Annotated in this window: 18 protein-coding genes and 1 tRNA gene; 17 read left to right on the top strand and 2 right to left on the bottom strand. The window is 59.3% G+C overall.

The genetic code is table 11. The features are described 5' to 3' along the window. Nucleotides 1-82: 82 nt before the first annotated feature. Nucleotides 83-167 (bottom strand) — tRNA-Leu (locus tag POF45_RS10335). Between the two features lie 108 nt (nucleotides 168-275). On the opposite strand from POF45_RS10335, the gene queA reads away from it, so the two are divergent. The 6 genes from queA (at nucleotide 276) to POF45_RS10305 (ending at nucleotide 6,361) form a co-directional block, all read left to right on the top strand. Next, nucleotides 276-1,325 carry a tRNA preQ1(34) S-adenosylmethionine ribosyltransferase-isomerase QueA gene (gene queA / locus POF45_RS10330; RefSeq protein ID WP_282315623.1) on the top strand — a complete coding sequence of 350 codons (1,050 nt, stop codon included), beginning with the start codon at nucleotides 276-278 and terminating at the stop codon, nucleotides 1,323-1,325. A 14-nt stretch (nucleotides 1,326-1,339) separates the two neighbouring features. Next, on the top strand, nucleotides 1,340-2,455 hold the full coding sequence (gene tgt, locus POF45_RS10325) for a tRNA guanosine(34) transglycosylase Tgt (protein WP_162130630.1): 1,116 nt from the start codon (nucleotides 1,340-1,342) through the stop codon (nucleotides 2,453-2,455). A gap of 43 nt (nucleotides 2,456-2,498) precedes the next feature. Continuing rightward, nucleotides 2,499-2,834, top strand: a complete 336-nt coding sequence (yajC, locus tag POF45_RS10320; protein WP_053214538.1) for a preprotein translocase subunit YajC — start codon at nucleotides 2,499-2,501, stop codon at nucleotides 2,832-2,834. A gap of 63 nt (nucleotides 2,835-2,897) precedes the next feature. Continuing rightward, nucleotides 2,898-4,766, top strand: a complete 1,869-nt coding sequence (gene secD / locus POF45_RS10315) for a protein translocase subunit SecD (protein ID WP_259496374.1) — start codon at nucleotides 2,898-2,900, stop codon at nucleotides 4,764-4,766. A gap of 9 nt (nucleotides 4,767-4,775) precedes the next feature. Beyond that, entirely contained in the window at nucleotides 4,776-5,690 is a 915-nt protein-coding gene (gene secF, locus POF45_RS10310; protein ID WP_259496373.1) for a protein translocase subunit SecF, read from the top strand. A gap of 122 nt (nucleotides 5,691-5,812) precedes the next feature. Beyond that, on the top strand, nucleotides 5,813-6,361 hold the full coding sequence (locus POF45_RS10305) for a glycine zipper 2TM domain-containing protein (protein WP_259496372.1): 549 nt from the start codon (nucleotides 5,813-5,815) through the stop codon (nucleotides 6,359-6,361). A gap of 252 nt (nucleotides 6,362-6,613) precedes the next feature. On the opposite strand, the gene suhB is transcribed toward POF45_RS10305, so the two are convergent. Continuing rightward, complete coding sequence (gene suhB / locus POF45_RS10300) at nucleotides 6,614-7,432, bottom strand: type III secretion system regulator SuhB (RefSeq protein ID WP_259496369.1); 819 nt, start codon at nucleotides 7,430-7,432, stop codon at nucleotides 6,614-6,616. Between the two features lie 145 nt (nucleotides 7,433-7,577). On the opposite strand from suhB, the gene trmJ reads away from it, so the two are divergent. The 11 genes from trmJ (at nucleotide 7,578) to ndk (ending at nucleotide 15,465) form a co-directional block, all read left to right on the top strand. Then, nucleotides 7,578-8,348, top strand: a complete 771-nt coding sequence (gene trmJ / locus POF45_RS10295) for a tRNA (cytosine(32)/uridine(32)-2'-O)-methyltransferase TrmJ (RefSeq protein ID WP_259496367.1) — start codon at nucleotides 7,578-7,580, stop codon at nucleotides 8,346-8,348. A gap of 2 nt (nucleotides 8,349-8,350) precedes the next feature. After that, nucleotides 8,351-9,127, top strand: coding sequence for a serine O-acetyltransferase (gene cysE / locus POF45_RS10290; RefSeq protein WP_259496366.1), 777 nt, complete (start codon nucleotides 8,351-8,353; stop codon nucleotides 9,125-9,127). Between the two features lie 240 nt (nucleotides 9,128-9,367). Continuing rightward, a complete protein-coding gene (gene iscR, locus POF45_RS10285; RefSeq protein ID WP_092278442.1) occupies nucleotides 9,368-9,859 on the top strand; it encodes a Fe-S cluster assembly transcriptional regulator IscR in 492 nt (163 codons plus the stop codon). A 50-nt stretch (nucleotides 9,860-9,909) separates the two neighbouring features. Further along, nucleotides 9,910-11,124 (top strand): IscS subfamily cysteine desulfurase, encoded by a 1,215-nt coding sequence (locus POF45_RS10280; protein ID WP_259496365.1) that lies wholly within the window; start codon nucleotides 9,910-9,912, stop codon nucleotides 11,122-11,124. Nucleotides 11,125-11,209: 85 nt separating this feature from the next. Then, nucleotides 11,210-11,596, top strand: coding sequence for a Fe-S cluster assembly scaffold IscU (gene iscU, locus POF45_RS10275; RefSeq protein ID WP_028620148.1), 387 nt, complete (start codon nucleotides 11,210-11,212; stop codon nucleotides 11,594-11,596). Between the two features lie 28 nt (nucleotides 11,597-11,624). After that, nucleotides 11,625-11,948 carry an iron-sulfur cluster assembly protein IscA gene (iscA, locus tag POF45_RS10270; RefSeq protein ID WP_028620147.1) on the top strand — a complete coding sequence of 108 codons (324 nt, stop codon included), beginning with the start codon at nucleotides 11,625-11,627 and terminating at the stop codon, nucleotides 11,946-11,948. An 8-nt stretch (nucleotides 11,949-11,956) separates the two neighbouring features. Beyond that, nucleotides 11,957-12,478 carry a co-chaperone HscB gene (gene hscB / locus POF45_RS10265; RefSeq protein WP_259503257.1) on the top strand — a complete coding sequence of 174 codons (522 nt, stop codon included), beginning with the start codon at nucleotides 11,957-11,959 and terminating at the stop codon, nucleotides 12,476-12,478. A 51-nt stretch (nucleotides 12,479-12,529) separates the two neighbouring features. Next, complete coding sequence (hscA, locus tag POF45_RS10260; protein WP_282315622.1) at nucleotides 12,530-14,392, top strand: Fe-S protein assembly chaperone HscA; 1,863 nt, start codon at nucleotides 12,530-12,532, stop codon at nucleotides 14,390-14,392. Nucleotides 14,393-14,394: 2 nt separating this feature from the next. Next, the gene (fdx, locus tag POF45_RS10255; protein ID WP_259496360.1) at nucleotides 14,395-14,736 is read left to right on the top strand and encodes an ISC system 2Fe-2S type ferredoxin; all 342 of its coding nucleotides are present in this window, start codon (nucleotides 14,395-14,397) and stop codon (nucleotides 14,734-14,736) included. Nucleotides 14,737-14,750: 14 nt separating this feature from the next. Beyond that, nucleotides 14,751-14,951 (top strand): Fe-S cluster assembly protein IscX, encoded by a 201-nt coding sequence (iscX, locus tag POF45_RS10250; protein ID WP_162438249.1) that lies wholly within the window; start codon nucleotides 14,751-14,753, stop codon nucleotides 14,949-14,951. Between the two features lie 88 nt (nucleotides 14,952-15,039). Continuing rightward, entirely contained in the window at nucleotides 15,040-15,465 is a 426-nt protein-coding gene (gene ndk, locus POF45_RS10245; RefSeq protein ID WP_007916882.1) for a nucleoside-diphosphate kinase, read from the top strand. Nucleotide 15,466 lies beyond the last annotated feature (1 nt).

The raw sequence follows: 15,466 nt of genomic DNA, 5'->3' as shown, positions 1-15,466 counted from the left end.
TTGTGATGTCTTGTCGGTCCGCCTCAAGCACTTTATTGCAGGCGAAAAAAAAGGCCTTGCAAAGCAAGACCTTTCTTAATTTTGGTGCCCCGAGGGAGACTCGAACTCCCACTCCTTTCGAAAACGGATTTTGAATCCGCCGCGTCTACCAATTCCGCCATCAGGGCTCAATGGCGGCGAAGTATAGAGATGAGATTACCGTTGGTCAATCACGTTTCATGGTCAATTTTCACTATTTCGGCTAGACTTCCGGGCCCTGCTAGACGAACCCCATCATGCGCGTTGCTGACTTTACTTTCGAACTCCCTGATTCGCTGATCGCTCGCCACCCTTTGGCCGAGCGGCGCGGCAGTCGCCTGTTGACCCTCGATGGGGTCAGCGGCGCCCTGGCACACCGTCAATTCACTGATTTGCTTGAGCATTTGCGCCCGGGCGATTTGATGGTGTTCAACAATACCCGGGTGATTCCGGCGCGGCTGTTTGGCCAGAAGGCGTCCGGCGGCAAGCTGGAAATCCTGGTGGAGCGTGTGCTCGACAGCCATCGCGTGCTGGCCCATGTGCGCTCCAGCAAGTCGCCAAAGCCGGGGTCGAAGATCCTGATCGACGGCGGCGGCGAAGCCGAGATGCTGGCGCGTCACGACACGTTGTTCGAGTTGGGGTTTGCCGAAGAGGTATTGCCGCTGCTCGACCGTGTCGGGCACATGCCGCTGCCTCCTTATATAGACCGCCCGGACGAAGGCTCGGATCGCGAGCGCTATCAGACCGTGTACGCCGAGCGCCTGGGCGCGGTGGCGGCGCCGACGGCGGGGCTGCATTTCGATCAGCCGCTGCTGGAGGCGATTGCCGCCAAGGGCGTCCAGACTGCGTTCGTGACGTTGCACGTCGGCGCCGGGACCTTCCAGCCGGTGCGCGTTGAGAAGCTTGAAGACCACCACATGCACAGCGAATGGCTGGAAGTCGGCCAGGACGTGGTGGATGCGGTCGCGGCCTGTCGCGCTCGCGGCGGTCGGGTGGTGGCGGTGGGGACCACCAGTGTGCGTTCCCTGGAAAGTGCCGCGCGCGATGGCGTGCTCAAGCCGTTCAGTGGCGACACCGACATCTTTATCTACCCGGGCCGGCCGTTTCATGTGGTCGATGCCCTGGTCACCAACTTCCATTTGCCGGAATCCACGCTGTTGATGCTGGTTTCGGCGTTCGCCGGTTATCCCGAAGCCATGGCCGCTTATAAAGCCGCCGTCGAGCATGGTTACCGCTTTTTCAGCTACGGTGATGCGATGTTTATCACCCGTAATCCCGCACCACGTGGCCCCGAGGAAACAGAATGAGTCGCCAAAGTCGTATGTCTTTCGAGCTGCTTGCCACCGATGGCAAGGCTCGTCGTGGTCGTTTGACCTTCCCGCGCGGTACCGTCGAGACCCCGGCCTTCATGCCGGTGGGCACCTACGGCACGGTCAAGGGCATGCTGCCACGGGATATCACCGCCACTGGCGCGGAAATCATTCTGGGCAACACCTTTCACCTGTGGCTGCGTCCTGGCACTGAAGTGATCAAGAAGCACGGCGACCTGCACGATTTCATGCAGTGGAAAGGCCCGATCCTGACCGACTCCGGCGGTTTCCAGGTGTTCAGCCTGGGCGCCATGCGCAAGATCAAGGAAGAGGGCGTGACTTTCGCCTCTCCGGTCGATGGCGCCAAGGTGTTCATGGGGCCGGAAGAATCGATGCAGGTGCAACGTGACCTGGGCTCCGACATCGTGATGATTTTCGACGAATGCACCCCGTACCCGGCTGACGAAGACGTCGCCCGTGTGTCCATGGAACTGTCGTTGCGCTGGGCCCAGCGCTCGAAAAACGCGCATGGCGACAACACGGCGGCGCTGTTCGGCATCGTCCAGGGCGGCATGCACCAGGACCTGCGCATGCGCTCCCTGGAAGGCCTCGACAAGATCGGCTTCGATGGCCTGGCCATCGGCGGACTGTCGGTGGGCGAGCCCAAGCACGAAATGATCAAGGTGCTGGATTACCTGCCGGGTCAAATGCCGGCTGACAAACCTCGTTACCTTATGGGCGTTGGCAAACCGGAAGATCTGGTTGAGGGTGTGCGCCGCGGTGTGGACATGTTCGATTGCGTGATGCCAACCCGTAATGCCCGCAACGGGCATCTGTTCATTGATACAGGCGTGCTGAAGATCCGTAACGCGTTCCATCGCCATGATGATTCGCCACTGGATCCGACCTGCGATTGCTACACCTGCCAGAACTTCTCCCGTGCTTATCTGCACCATCTGGACAAGTGCGGCGAAATGCTGGGTAGCATGTTGAATACCATCCACAATTTGCGCCATTACCAGGTGCTTATGGCTGGTTTGCGCGAGGCTATTCAACAGGGTACATTGGCCGCCTTTGTCGATGCCTTCTACGCCAAACGCGGGCTTCCCGTTCCGCCTTTGGACTGAGTTTTCTGACCCCAAGATTCAACATTTGCAACTGGAGTGCTAAATGAGCTTTTTTATCTCTAATGCCATGGCTGACGCTGCTGCACCTGCGGCCGGCCCAATGGGCGGCGGCTTTGAGTGGATTTTCCTGGTCGGCTTCCTGGTCATCTTCTACCTGATGATCTGGCGTCCACAGGCCAAGCGCGCCAAAGAGCAGAAGAACCTGCTGGGCAGCCTGCAAAAAGGCGACGAAGTCGTGACCACCGGTGGTATCGCCGGCAAGATCACCAAAGTGGCCGATGATTTCGTGGTTCTGGAAGTTTCCGACACCGTGGAAATGAAGTTCCAGAAGGGCGCCATCGCCGCCACGCTGCCAAAAGGCACGCTCAAAGCGATCTAAGTTTCAACTTCTACTCAATCGACGGGGCGCGCAAGGCGCCCCGCGTCATAAGCGGGCGGCGTGATGCTGAACAAATACCCTCTGTGGAAATACATTCTGATCCTGGCGGTGCTGGCGGTCGGTCTGATTTATTCCGCTCCCAATCTATACCCTGATGACCCGGCCATTCAGGTCAGCGGTGCAAGCACTGCGCTGCTGGTCAATCAGGCGGATCTGGACCGTGTGAGCACAGCGCTCAAGGAGTCCGGGATCAACGTCAAGGCAGCCACGCTGTCGGCGAACGGCAAGGGCGGCCTGATCCGTCTGACCAAGGCTGAAGACCAGCTGCCAGCCAAAGACGTTGTGCGCAAGGCATTGGGTGATGACTACGTCGTTGCACTGAACCTGGCCCAAACCACCCCGCAATGGTTGCGTGCTCTTGGTGCGCATCCGATGAAGCTGGGTCTGGACTTGTCCGGTGGTGTGCACTTCCTGCTGGAAGTGGACATGGACAAAGCCCTCGACGCGCGTCTGAAAGTCTACGAAGGCGACGTCAAGAGCCTGTTGCGTAAAGAGAAGCTGCGCTATCGCAGCCTGCCGCAACTCAATGGCGCCATTCAGCTGGGCTTCGCTGACGAAGCAACCCGCGAACAGGCCCGTGCGCTGGTGCGCAAGAACTTCAACGATTTCGACATTGTTCCGGCTGACCTCAATGGCCAACCGGTGCTGCGTCTGGCGATGACCCCGGCCAAGCTGGCGGAAATCCGTGAATACTCCATCAAGCAGAACTTGACCACGGTACGTAACCGCGTCAACGAGCTGGGTGTTGCCGAGCCGATCGTTCAGCGTCAGGGCGCCAACCGCATCGTGGTTGAGCTGCCGGGCGTGCAGGACACCGCGGAAGCCAAGCGTATTCTCGGCAAGACGGCCAACCTTGAGTTCCGTCTGGCTGCCGAGCCGGGTGCTTCGAAAGCCACCTCCGAAACCTTCGAGTTCCGTGAGGGCAATCGTCCACCTGCACAGATCGAGCGTGGCCTGATCATCACTGGTGACCAGGTAACTGACGCCAAGGCTGGCTTCGGCGAGCACGGCACACCGGAAGTGAACATCCGTCTGGATGGTCATGGTGGCGAGCTGATGAGTCGTGCGACTCGCAGCAACGTCGGTCGCAGCATGGCGGTGATCTTTATCGAGCAGCGTCCTGTTACCACCTACACCAAGCAATTGGTCGACGGTGTCGAGAAAGACGTACCGGTTCAGACGTTCAAGGAAGAGAAGAAGATCATCAGCCTGGCGACCATCCAGTCGCCACTGGGTGCCCAGTTCCGTATTACTGGTCTGAACGGTCAGGGCGAATCGTCCGAACTGGCGCTGCTGCTGCGTGCCGGTGGTCTGGCTGCACCGATGTACTTCGCTGAAGAGCGCACCATTGGTCCAAGCCTGGGTGCCGACAACATCACCAAGGGTATCGATGCATCGCTGTGGGGCATGCTGTTTGTCTCGCTGTTCATCATTGCCATCTACCGCTTCTTCGGCGTCATCGCCACCGTCGCTCTGGCCGTGAACATGGTGCTGCTGCTGGCCCTGATGTCGCTGCTGGGTGCAACGCTGACCCTGCCGGGTATCGCCGGTATCGTGCTGACCATGGGCATGGCGGTCGACGCCAACGTTCTGATCTTCTCGCGGATTCGTGAAGAGATCGCAGCGGGCATGACGGTTCAGCGGGCAATCAATGAAGGCTTCGGCCGGGCATTCACCGCGATTCTCGACGCCAACCTGACAACATTGTTGGTCGGCGGGATTCTCTTTGCGATGGGCACCGGCCCGGTCAAAGGCTTCGCAGTGACCATGTCCCTCGGGATCTTTACCTCGATGTTCACGGCCATCATGGTGACCCGCGCGATGGTCAACCTGATCTTCGGCGGTCGTGACTTCAAGAAGTTGTGGATTTAAGGGGCTGCCATGTTACGTACAATCAACTTCATGGGCGTTCGCAACGTTGCGTTCGGCGTCACATTGTTCCTGACGGCGCTGGCCATTTTCAGCGTCTTCCACAAGGGCATGAACTATGGCCTGGACTTCACCGGCGGTACGCTCATCGAGCTGACCTACGAGCACCCGGCTGACGTCACCAAGGTGCGTGAGCAGCTGACTTCGGCCGGTTATCACGAAGCCATCGTGCAGAGCTTCGGTGCTACTACCGACCTGCTGGTGCGTATGCCGGGTGAAGATCCGCAGTTGGGTCACCAGGTGGCCGATGCCTTGAAAAAGGTTGGTGGCGATAACCCGGCCGTGGTCAAGCGCGTCGAGTTCGTAGGGCCGCAGGTCGGTGAAGAACTGCGCGATCAGGGCGGCCTCGGCATGCTGATGGCGCTGGGCGGCATCCTGATCTACCTGGCTTTCCGCTTTCAGTGGAAGTTCGCGGTCGGCGCCATTGTCTCGCTGATCCACGACGTGATCGTGACGGTTGGTATCCTGTCGTTCTTCCAGATCACCTTCGACCTGACGGTGCTGGCGGCGGTACTGGCGATTATCGGTTACTCGCTCAACGACACCATCGTGGTATTCGATCGGGTTCGTGAGAACTTCCGTGTTCTGCGCAAGGCCAGCCTGATCGAGAACATCAACATCTCGACCACGCAAACCCTGCTGCGGACCATGGCGACATCGATCTCCACCTTGCTGGCGATCTCGGCCCTGCTGTTCTTCGGTGGTGACAACCTGTTCGGTTTCTCCATTGCCCTGTTTGTCGGTGTTCTGGCGGGTACTTACTCGTCGATCTACATCGCGAACGTGGTGCTGATCTGGCTGAACCTCAACAGTGAGGATCTGATTCCTCCTGCCGCGACCGAGAAGGAAATCGACGACCGTCCATAACGGCCATCGTTTTTCCAGCTGTCAGCCGAAAAAAGGCGCGAGTTGAACTCGCGCCTTTTTTTATGCTCCAAGGCTGGGAGAAGCGCGGGCGATGACCCGCATGTGATGGTCAGGAGGTTCATGTGAACAAGTCGTTGCTGGTTGGTGCGGTATTGGGTGCTGTCGGTGTGACTGCCGGGGGTGCTGTTGCCACCTACAGCCTGGTAAAAAGCGGCCCTGAGTATGCGCAAGTGCTGGCAGTAGAGCCGGTCAAGACACAGATCAAGACTCCACGTGAAGTGTGCAAGGATGTAGCGGTAACCCGGCAAAAACCGGTCCAGGACCAACACCAGATCCTCGGTACAGTGATCGGTGCGGTGGGCGGTGGTTTGCTGGGTAATATGGTCGGCGGCGGTAACGGCAAGAAGATTGCCACCGTGGCGGGTGCGGTAGGTGGCGGTTATGCCGGTAACAAGGTGCAGGAAGGCATGCAGAACCGCGACACCTACACCACGACCCAGACTCGCTGTAACACCGTGAACGACATCAGCGACAAGGTCGTCGGTTACGATGTTCGTTACTCGTTGGACGGCAAGGAAGGCAAGGTGCGGATGGATCGCGATCCGGGTAACCAGATTCCGGTTGATAAGCAGGGGCAACTGGTCCTGGGGCAGAATCAGCCAGCTCAGTGACGGGCTGATTGCCTGACTCAAAAAGAAGCACCTTTCGGGGTGCTTTTTTTGTGGCTGAAATTCAAGTGACGCCACCGATCAATGTGGGAGCGAGCTTGCTCGCGATGACGGCCTCACATTCGATATTGATGGTGGCTGACATATAGCTATCGCGAGCAAGCTCGCTCCCACAGGGAGTTTGTTGCGCGCCTTGAGTCCGGATTCCAGGCATAAAAAAACGCACCGAAGGGCGTTTTCTCTGTCGCTGGACGCTTAGCGTTTCAGCGAAGGCGGCAGGTGCGGCTGGATCGCCGTCAATACTGCCTTGAAGCACTTGGTGTTACCGGCAACGATGTGGCCTTTTTCAAGGAAGTCGTGACCGCCGGTGAAGTCGCTCACCAAACCGCCTGCTTCCTGGATCAGCAGGGCGCCTGCAGCCATGTCCCACTCGGACAGGCCCGACTCCCAGAACGCGTCGAAACGGCCGGCTGCCACGTAGGCCAGGTCCAGGCTCGCCGAACCGGCGCGACGGATGCCGGCGGTCTGGCCTACCAGGGCGCGGAACATGCCCAGGTAGTTGTCGAGGTTGTCCATCTGGTCGTCACGGAACGGGAAGCCGGTGCCGAGCAGGGCGCCGTCCAGGCTGGTGCGGCCGCTGACGCGCAGACGACGACCGTTCAGTTGAGCGCCGCGACCACGGCTGGCGGTGAATTCTTCCTGGCGGACCGGGTCCAGAACCACTGCGTGTTCCAGGCGACCGCGGTATTTGCAGGCGATGCTGACCGCAAAGTGAGGAACGCCGCGCAGGAAGTTGGTCGTGCCGTCCAGTGGGTCGATGATCCACAGGTATTCTTCGCCTTCGATACCGGTGCCGGCGTGCATACCGGTTTCTTCACCCCTGATCGAGTGATTCGGGTAGGCCTTGCGCAGTGCGTCGATGATTTTCTGTTCGGCGGCGCGATCCACCTCGGATACATAATCCTTGGCGTCTTTTTCGTCGACCTTGATGGTATCCAGGCGCTCGATGGAGCGGAAGATCAATTCACTGGCGCTGCGGGCGGCGCGCAGCGCGATATTCAGCATGGGCTGCATGGATGTGTCACCTAAGGTTGTTAAAGAAAGCCGGGCATTCTATCAGAAAGTTTCTACAGGTGAAGGTCGGTGTTCGCTTTCATAGCTTAACGGTAGGTGGTTCTGTAAGATTTGCTCCCCTTTCCCGTGTTCGAGAACGCCTCCCGTGCTGCAAAACATTCGTGTCGTCCTGGTCAATACCAGCCACCCCGGCAATATCGGCGGGGCTGCGCGTGCCATGAAGAACATGGGCCTGTCGCGGCTGGTACTGGTCGAGCCGCGGCTGTTCCCGCACCACGAAGCCGATGCCCGTGCATCTGGTGCCGGGGATATCCTTGAAAATGCACAGGTCGTCGCCACTCTGGAAGATGCCTTGGTCGGCTGCAATCTGGTGCTGGGCACCAGCGCTCGTGACCGGCGTATTCCCTGGCCGCTGCTCGATCCCCGCGAATGCGGTGTGAAAGTGGTCGAGGAGGCAGGGCAGGGCGCCGAAATTGCGCTGGTCTTTGGTCGCGAAGATTCAGGCCTGACCAATGAAGAGCTGCAGCGATGTCATTATCACGTGCACATTCCATCCGACCCCGAGTTCAGTTCGCTGAACCTGGGGGCGGCGGTGCAGGTGCTGAGCTACGAAGTGCGCATGTCCTGGCTGACGGCCCAAGGCCAGCCGAGCAAGGTCGAGAAGGATGAAGTGGCGTCCACCAAAAGCGGTGAGCTGGCGACCATGGATGAACTGGAGCGATTCTATGAGCACCTGGAGCAAACCCTGGTGGCCATCGAATTCCTCGATCCGGAAAAACCACGGCACTTGATGGCGCGCCTGCGTCGGTTGTACGGACGCAGCTCGGTCAGCCGGGCGGAAATGAATATATTGCGTGGCATCCTCACGGAAACCCAGAAAGCGGCCCGTGGCGAGCTTCTAAAGCGGAAGGATTAAACATGTTCGAGCGTTTGCGTGAAGATATCCAGAGTGTTTTCCATCGTGACCCGGCAGCACGCAACGCCTTTGAAGTCCTGACGTGCTACCCCGGCATGCATGCCATCTGGATCCACCGCCTGTCGTCGGCCTTGTGGGGCATGGGCTGGAAATGGCTGGCGCGGCTGGTGTCGAACTTCGGCCGCTGGTTGACTGGCATCGAGATTCATCCCGGCGCCAAGGTTGGCCGTCGCTTCTTTATTGACCATGGCATGGGCATTGTCATCGGCGAAACCGCGGAAATCGGCAACGATGTCACCCTCTACCAGGGCGTGACCCTGGGCGGCACCAGCTGGAACAAGGGCAAGCGTCACCCGACCCTGGAAGATGGTGTGGTGGTTGGGGCGGGTGCCAAGGTGCTCGGGCCGTTCACCGTGGGTGCCGGCGCCAAGGTCGGCTCCAATGCCGTAGTGACCAAGGCTGTGCCGCCTGGCGCGACGGTGGTGGGGATTCCGGGGCGGATCATCGTCAAGAGTGACGAAGAGCAGGACGCTCGGCGCAAGGCCATGGCCGAGAAGATCGGCTTCGATGCCTACGGCGTCAGCGAAGACATGCCTGACCCGGTAGCGCGTGCCATTGGTCAGTTGCTGGATCACCTGCAAGCAGTCGATGGCCGGCTGGAGGGTGTGTGCGGCGCGTTGAAGGATCTGGGCAGTGATTATTGCGCCAAGGATTTGCCTGAGTTGCGCGAAGAGGATTTTGCCTGCGTGAAGGGCAAGGACGAGACCAAGGCCGGCTAAATGGCCGTGGCCCATTCGCGAGCAGGCTCGCTCCCACAAGAGTTTGCGCAAGTCCAATGTGGGAGGGAGGCTGCTCGCGAAGAACGGTAACGCGCATTTGCTGGTGATACGCTGCCAGCCTTTGCTATGATGCGCGCGCTCTTTTGCGGGTAAACCTGACTAAAGTACTAGGTCTTATAGTTGACTTAAATACTCGGGAATTGCATACTCGCCCCATTCTGAACTCCGTGGTAATTGTCCATGCGACTGACTACAAAAGGCCGATACGCCGTGACCGCCATGCTCGATCTGGCGTTGCACGCGCAGCACGGGCCGGTGTCCCTGGCCGATATCTCCGAGCGCCAAGGCATCTCCCTGTCCTATCTCGAACAGCTCTTCGCCAAATTGCGCCGCAGCAATCTGGTGTCCAGTGTTCGTGGTCCCGGTGGCGGCTACCAGCTGTCACGCGAGATGCAGGGCATCCAGGTGGCCCAGGTGATCGATGCGGTCAACGAATCGGTCGATGCCACCAAATGCCAGGGGCAGGGTGATTGCCATTCCGGCGACACTTGCCTGACCCACCATTTGTGGTGCGATCTGAGCCTGCAGATTCACGAATTTCTGAGCGGTATCAGCTTGGCTGACCTTGTGACTCGCCGTGAGGTGCAAGAAGTAGCCCAGCGTCAGGACCAGCGCCGTTGCAATGGCAAGGCGCCACGCCTGGACAAGATTGAAGCGTCCGCCGTCGAATGACAGCCAAAGAGCTAGCGGCACGCCAGCCAGCCTGATTTAGGAGATAGTCCATGAAATTGCCGATTTACCTTGATTACTCTGCGACCACCCCGGTTGATCCGCGTGTCGCGCAAAAGATGAGTGAATGCCTGCTGGTCGACGGAAACTTCGGTAACCCGGCGTCCCGTTCCCACGTATTCGGCTGGAAAGCTGAAGAGTCCGTCGAAAACGCTCGCCGTCAGGTCGCTGACCTGGTCAACGCCGATCCGCGTGAAATCGTCTGGACCTCCGGTGCCACCGAGTCCGACAACCTGGCAATCAAGGGTGCGGCGCATTTCTATGCCACCAAGGGCAAGCACCTGATCACCACCAAGATTGAGCACAAGGCTGTCCTCGACACCATGCGCCAACTGGAGCGTGAAGGCTTCGAAGTGACCTACCTCGAGCCTCGTACCGATGGCCTGGTCACCCCGGAAATGATCGAAGCAGCGCTGCGCGAAGACACCATCCTGGTGTCGGTCATGCACGTGAACAACGAAATCGGCACCGTCAACGACATCGCCGCCATTGGCGAGCTGACCCGCTCCAAGGGCATTCTGTTCCACGTTGACGCCGCTCAGTCCACCGGCAAGGTCGACATCGACCTGTCGAAGCTGAAAGTCGACCTGATGTCGTTCTCCGCCCACAAGACCTATGGCCCTAAAGGCATCGGCGCGCTGTACGTGAGCCGCAAGCCGCGTGTTCGCATAGAAGCGACCATGCATGGCGGCGGTCACGAGCGCGGCATGCGTTCCGGCACCCTGGCGACCCACCAGATTGTCGGCATGGGCGAAGCGTTCCGTGTGGCCAAGGAAGACATGGCTGCCGAAAACGTGCGCATCAAAGCCCTGAGCGACCGCTTCTTCAAACAGGTCGAAGGCCTGGAAGAGCTGTACATCAACGGCAGCATGACCGCCCGCGTACCGCACAACCTGAACCTGAGCTTCAACTACGTCGAAGGCGAGTCGCTGATCATGGCGCTCAAGGATCTGGCGGTTTCGTCCGGTTCGGCCTGCACCTCGGCGTCCCTTGAGCCTTCGTACGTACTGCGCGCCCTGGGCCGCAACGACGAACTGGCACACAGCTCGATTCGCTTCACCTTCGGCCGTTTCACCACCGAAGAAGAAATCGACTACGCCGCGCAGAAAGTCTGCGAGGCCGTTACCAAGCTGCGCACTCTGTCGCCGCTGTGGGATATGTACAAAGACGGTGTCGACATTTCGAAAATCGAGTGGGCGGCACACTGATTTCAAGTCGCCGCAAACCGGCCCTGTAGACCTCTGGTTGGCGGGGCTTCAAGAGCGACTCTCTGATGAGTGAGGATTAAGCACCATGGCTTACAGTGAAAAGGTCATCGACCACTACGAAAACCCGCGCAACGTCGGCAAGATGGACGCGGAAGATCCAGATGTCGGCACCGGCATGGTCGGCGCCCCGGCGTGCGGCGATGTGATGCGCCTGCAGATCAAGGTCAACGAAGCCGGCATCATCGAAGATGCCAAGTTCAAGACCTATGGTTGCGGTTCGGCCATCGCCTCCAGCTCCCTGGCGACCGAGTGGATGAAAGGCAAGACTCTGGATGAAGCAGAGACCATCAAGAACACTCAGCTGGCTGAAGAGCTGGCGCTGCCACCCGTGAAAATTCACTGCTCCGTACTCGCCGAAGACGCCATCAAGGCGGCCGTTCGCGACTACAAGCAGAAGAAAGGCTTGATCTAAGCATTTGGCGACGAGTAAGGAGTCAACGATGGCTATCAGCATGACAGAAGCGGCTGCTCGACACGTGCGACGCTCCCTCGACGGGCGCGGCAAAGGTGAAGGGATTCGTCTGGGTGTTCGCACCACGGGCTGTTCCGGCCTTGCCTACGTGCTGGAGTTCGTCGACGAGGTGGTTGCAGAGGATCAGGTGTTCGAGAGTCACGGCGAGAAAGTGATCATCGACCCGAAAAGCCTGTCCTACCTGGACGGCACCGAACTCGATTTCGTCAAGGAAGGGTTGAACGAAGGTTTCAAGTTCAACAATCCCAACGTGCGCGGTGAATGTGGCTGCGGCGAAAGCTTCAATATCTGAGGCTTCTCGTGGGTACTCCTTGTCATTTCGCTTTATTTGAGCTGCAACCGAGCTTCAATCTGGACCTCGACCAGCTGGCTACGCGCTACCGTGAGTTGGCGCGCAGTGTTCATCCGGACCGCTTTGCTGACGCCTCCGAGCGTGAGCAGCGGCTGGCGCTAGAGCAATCCGCGAGCCTCAACGAGGCCTACCAGACGCTCAAGAATCCCCCAAAACGCGCGCGATACCTGCTCGCCATGGGTGGTCGCGAGTTGCCGCTGGAGGTCACGGTGCATGACCCCGAGTTCCTGCTGCAACAAATGGAACTGCGCGAAGAGCTCGAAGACCTGCAAGACAGCGCCGATCTGGCCGGTGTTGCCGTGTTCAAGCGCCGCCTCAAAGCCGCCCAGGATGAACTGAACCAAAGCTTCGCAGCCTGTTGGGATGATGCAGCGCAACGTGAACAGGCCGAACGCCTGATGCGACGCATGCAGTTCCTCGACAAGCTCACCTACGAAGTGCGCCAGTTAGAAGAGCGCCTCGACGATTAACCCAGTGCCGCTCCGGTCGCACGCCTGATATACAGATAAGTCCTGATTACGATGGCCCTACTGCAGATCGCCGAACCCGGCCAAAGTCCTCAACCGCACCAGCGTCGTCTGGCTGTGGGGATCGACTTGGGCACTACCAATTCGCTGGTCGCTGCGTTGCGCAGTGGTCTTTCCGAGCCGCTGGCCGATGCTGACGGGCAGGTGATCCTGCCGTCTGCCGTGCGCTATCACGCCGACCGCGTCGAAGTCGGCGAGTCCGCCAAGCTGGCCGCCGCCACCGATCCCTTGAACACCGTGCTGTCGGTCAAGCGCCTGATGGGTCGTGGTCTGTCCGACGTCAAGCAGCTGGGCGACCAGTTACCGTACCGCTTTGTCGGTGGCGAGTCGCACATGCCGTTCATCGACACGATCCAGGGCCCGAAAAGCCCGGTCGAAGTCTCCGCCGATATCCTCAAGGTGCTGCGTCAGCGCGCCGAAGCGGCATTGGGTGGCGAGCTGGTGGGTGCGGTAATCACCGTTCCGGCCTATTTCGATGACGCTCAGCGCCAGGCCACCAAGGACGCGGCCAAGCTGGCCGGTCTGAACGTGCTGCGTCTGCTCAATGAGCCGACCGCTGCCGCCGTGGCGTACGGTCTGGATCAGCATGCCGAAGGCCTGGTCGCGATTTATGATCTGGGCGGCGGTACGTTCGATATTTCGATTCTGCGCCTGACCGGCGGTGTCTTCGAGGTGCTTGCCACTGGCGGCGACAGCGCGCTGGGCGGCGACGATTTCGATCACGCGATTGCCGGCTGGATCATCGAGAGCGCCGGTTTGTCGGCTGATCTCGATCCGGGTGCGCAACGTCATCTGCTGCAAGCAGCTTGCGCGGCGAAAGAAGCGCTGACCAATGCCTCGTCCGTTGAAGTCGCTTATGGCGACTGGAAGGCGGCACTGACCCGTGAAGCCTTTGATGCGCTGATCGAGCCAATGGTCGCTCGCAGCCTCAAGGCCTGCCGTCGTGCGGTGCGTGATTCCGGCGTCGAGCTGGAAGATGTGCATGCGGTGGTCATGGTGGGTGGTTCGACCCGGGTGCCACGCGTACGCGAAGCGGTTGCCGAAGCTTTTGGTCGCGAGCCGTTGACCGAGATCGATCCGGATCAGGTGGTGGCCATTGGTGCCGCGATCCAGGCCGATACGTTGGCGGGCAACAAGCGCGATGGCGGCGAATTGCTGCTGCTCGACGTGATTCCGTTGTCCCTGGGGCTGGAAACCATGGGCGGCTTGATGGAGAAGGTGATTCCGCGTAACACCACCATCCCCGTCGCCCGCGCCCAGGACTTCACGACTTACAAAGATGGCCAGTCGGCCATGGCCATCCATGTCTTGCAGGGCGAGCGCGAGCTGATCAGCGACTGCCGCTCCCTGGCGCGCTTCGAATTGCGCGGTATTCCGGCGATGGTGGCCGGTGCGGCGAAGATTCGCGTGACGTTCCAGGTCGATGCCGACGGTCTGCTCAGCGTTTCGGCCCGTGAACTGGGTTCGGGCGTTGAAGCCAGCATTCAGGTCAAGCCGTCCTATGGCCTGACCGATGGCGAAATCGCCAAGATGCTCAAGGATTCGTTCCAGCATGCCAATGACGACAAGGTCGCCCGTGTTCTGCGTGAGCAGCAGGTCGATGCCCAGCGCCTGATCGAAGCGGTGCAGGGTGCCCTCGATGTCGATGGCGAGCGCCTGCTCGACGCCGAAGAGCGCATGGTCATCCAAATGCAGATGCAGGAACTGACCGAACTGATGAAAGGCACCGATGGTTACGCCATCGAGCAGCAGACCAAGCGTCTGTCGCAAGTGACCGACGCCTTTGCTGCCCGCCGCCTGGACTCGACGGTGAAAGCCGCGCTGGCGGGGCGCAACCTGAATGAGATCGAGGAATAACAATGCCGCAGGTCATTTTTCTGCCACACGAGAAGTTCTGCCCGGAAGGCATGGTTGTCGAGGCTGAGCCCGGCACTTCCATTCTCGATCTGGCCCACGAACACCACATCGAGATGGAAAGCGCCTGCGGCGGCGTCTGCGCCTGCACGACCTGCCATTGTCTGATTCGCGAGGGTTTCGACTCGCTGAATGAGGCGGATGACCTGGAAGAAGACTATCTTGATCGGGCCTGGGGTCTGGAAGCGCAATCGCGACTGGCCTGCCAGGCGATCGTCGGCACTGAAGACATCACTGTCGAAATCCCGAAATACTCGCTTAACCACGCAGCCGAAGCGCCGCACTGATTCAAGGAATTTTCATGAGTCTGAAGTGGACTGATGTGCTGGAAATCGCGATCCAACTGGCTGAAAGCAAGCCGGATGTTGATCCAATGTCGGTTAATTTCGTCGATCTGCGCAAGTGGGTCATGGAATTGCCCGAATTTGACGACAAGCCTGAGCACTGTGGCGAGAAGGTTCTGGAGGCCATTCAGGCCAACTGGATCGAAGAGCGCGACTGAAGCGCGCCGCAGGTTAGGCAATACCCAAGAACCCGCGTATAATTCGCGGGTTTAATTTTTCACAAATTACCGTTTCTGGAGTTACACCATGGCTGTTCAACGTACTTTCTCCATCATCAAGCCTGACGCTGTTGCAAAAAACGTCATCGGCGAGATCACCACTCGTTTTGAAAAAGCTGGCCTGCGCGTTGTAGCTTCGAAACTGAAGCAACTGTCCAAAGCTGAAGCTGAAGGCTTCTACGCTGAACACAGCGCTCGTGGTTTCTTCGGCGACCTGGTTGCTTTCATGATTTCCGGCCCGGTTGTTGTTCAGGTTCTGGAAGGCGAAAACGCTATCGCTCTGAACCGTGAGCTGATGGGCGCTACCAACCCTAAAGAAGCTGCTGCCGGTACCATCCGCGCTGACTTCGCTGATTCCATCGATGCCAACGCTGTACACGGTTCGGACTCCGAAGCCGCTGCTGCTCGCGAAATCTCGTACTTCTTCGCAGCTACTGAAGTAACCACTCGCTAAG

This window comes from Pseudomonas fungipugnans (assembly GCF_029955235.1).
GTDB lineage: Bacteria > Pseudomonadota > Gammaproteobacteria > Pseudomonadales > Pseudomonadaceae > Aquipseudomonas > Aquipseudomonas fungipugnans.
The sequence above is the reverse complement of the archived record's forward strand: the minus strand, read 5'-3'. Positions and strand labels throughout refer to the sequence as shown.

What these genes read in the sequence shown, in the direction of transcription:
- queA (WP_282315623.1), top strand. Translation starts at nt 276, where the DNA reads ATGCGCGTTGCTGACTTTACTTTCGAACTCCCTGATTCGCTGATCGCT.
- tgt (WP_162130630.1), top strand. Translation starts at nt 1,340, where the DNA reads ATGTCTTTCGAGCTGCTTGCCACCGATGGCAAGGCTCGTCGTGGTCGT.
- yajC (WP_053214538.1), top strand. Translation starts at nt 2,499, where the DNA reads ATGAGCTTTTTTATCTCTAATGCCATGGCTGACGCTGCTGCACCTGCG.
- secD (WP_259496374.1), top strand. Translation starts at nt 2,898, where the DNA reads ATGCTGAACAAATACCCTCTGTGGAAATACATTCTGATCCTGGCGGTG.
- secF (WP_259496373.1), top strand. Translation starts at nt 4,776, where the DNA reads ATGTTACGTACAATCAACTTCATGGGCGTTCGCAACGTTGCGTTCGGC.
- suhB (WP_259496369.1), bottom strand. Translation starts at nt 7,432, where the DNA reads ATGCAGCCCATGCTGAATATCGCGCTGCGCGCCGCCCGCAGCGCCAGT.
- cysE (WP_259496366.1), top strand. Translation starts at nt 8,351, where the DNA reads ATGTTCGAGCGTTTGCGTGAAGATATCCAGAGTGTTTTCCATCGTGAC.
- iscR (WP_092278442.1), top strand. Translation starts at nt 9,368, where the DNA reads ATGCGACTGACTACAAAAGGCCGATACGCCGTGACCGCCATGCTCGAT.
- POF45_RS10280 (WP_259496365.1), top strand. Translation starts at nt 9,910, where the DNA reads ATGAAATTGCCGATTTACCTTGATTACTCTGCGACCACCCCGGTTGAT.
- iscU (WP_028620148.1), top strand. Translation starts at nt 11,210, where the DNA reads ATGGCTTACAGTGAAAAGGTCATCGACCACTACGAAAACCCGCGCAAC.
- iscA (WP_028620147.1), top strand. Translation starts at nt 11,625, where the DNA reads ATGGCTATCAGCATGACAGAAGCGGCTGCTCGACACGTGCGACGCTCC.
- hscA (WP_282315622.1), top strand. Translation starts at nt 12,530, where the DNA reads ATGGCCCTACTGCAGATCGCCGAACCCGGCCAAAGTCCTCAACCGCAC.
- fdx (WP_259496360.1), top strand. Translation starts at nt 14,395, where the DNA reads ATGCCGCAGGTCATTTTTCTGCCACACGAGAAGTTCTGCCCGGAAGGC.
- iscX (WP_162438249.1), top strand. Translation starts at nt 14,751, where the DNA reads ATGAGTCTGAAGTGGACTGATGTGCTGGAAATCGCGATCCAACTGGCT.
- ndk (WP_007916882.1), top strand. Translation starts at nt 15,040, where the DNA reads ATGGCTGTTCAACGTACTTTCTCCATCATCAAGCCTGACGCTGTTGCA.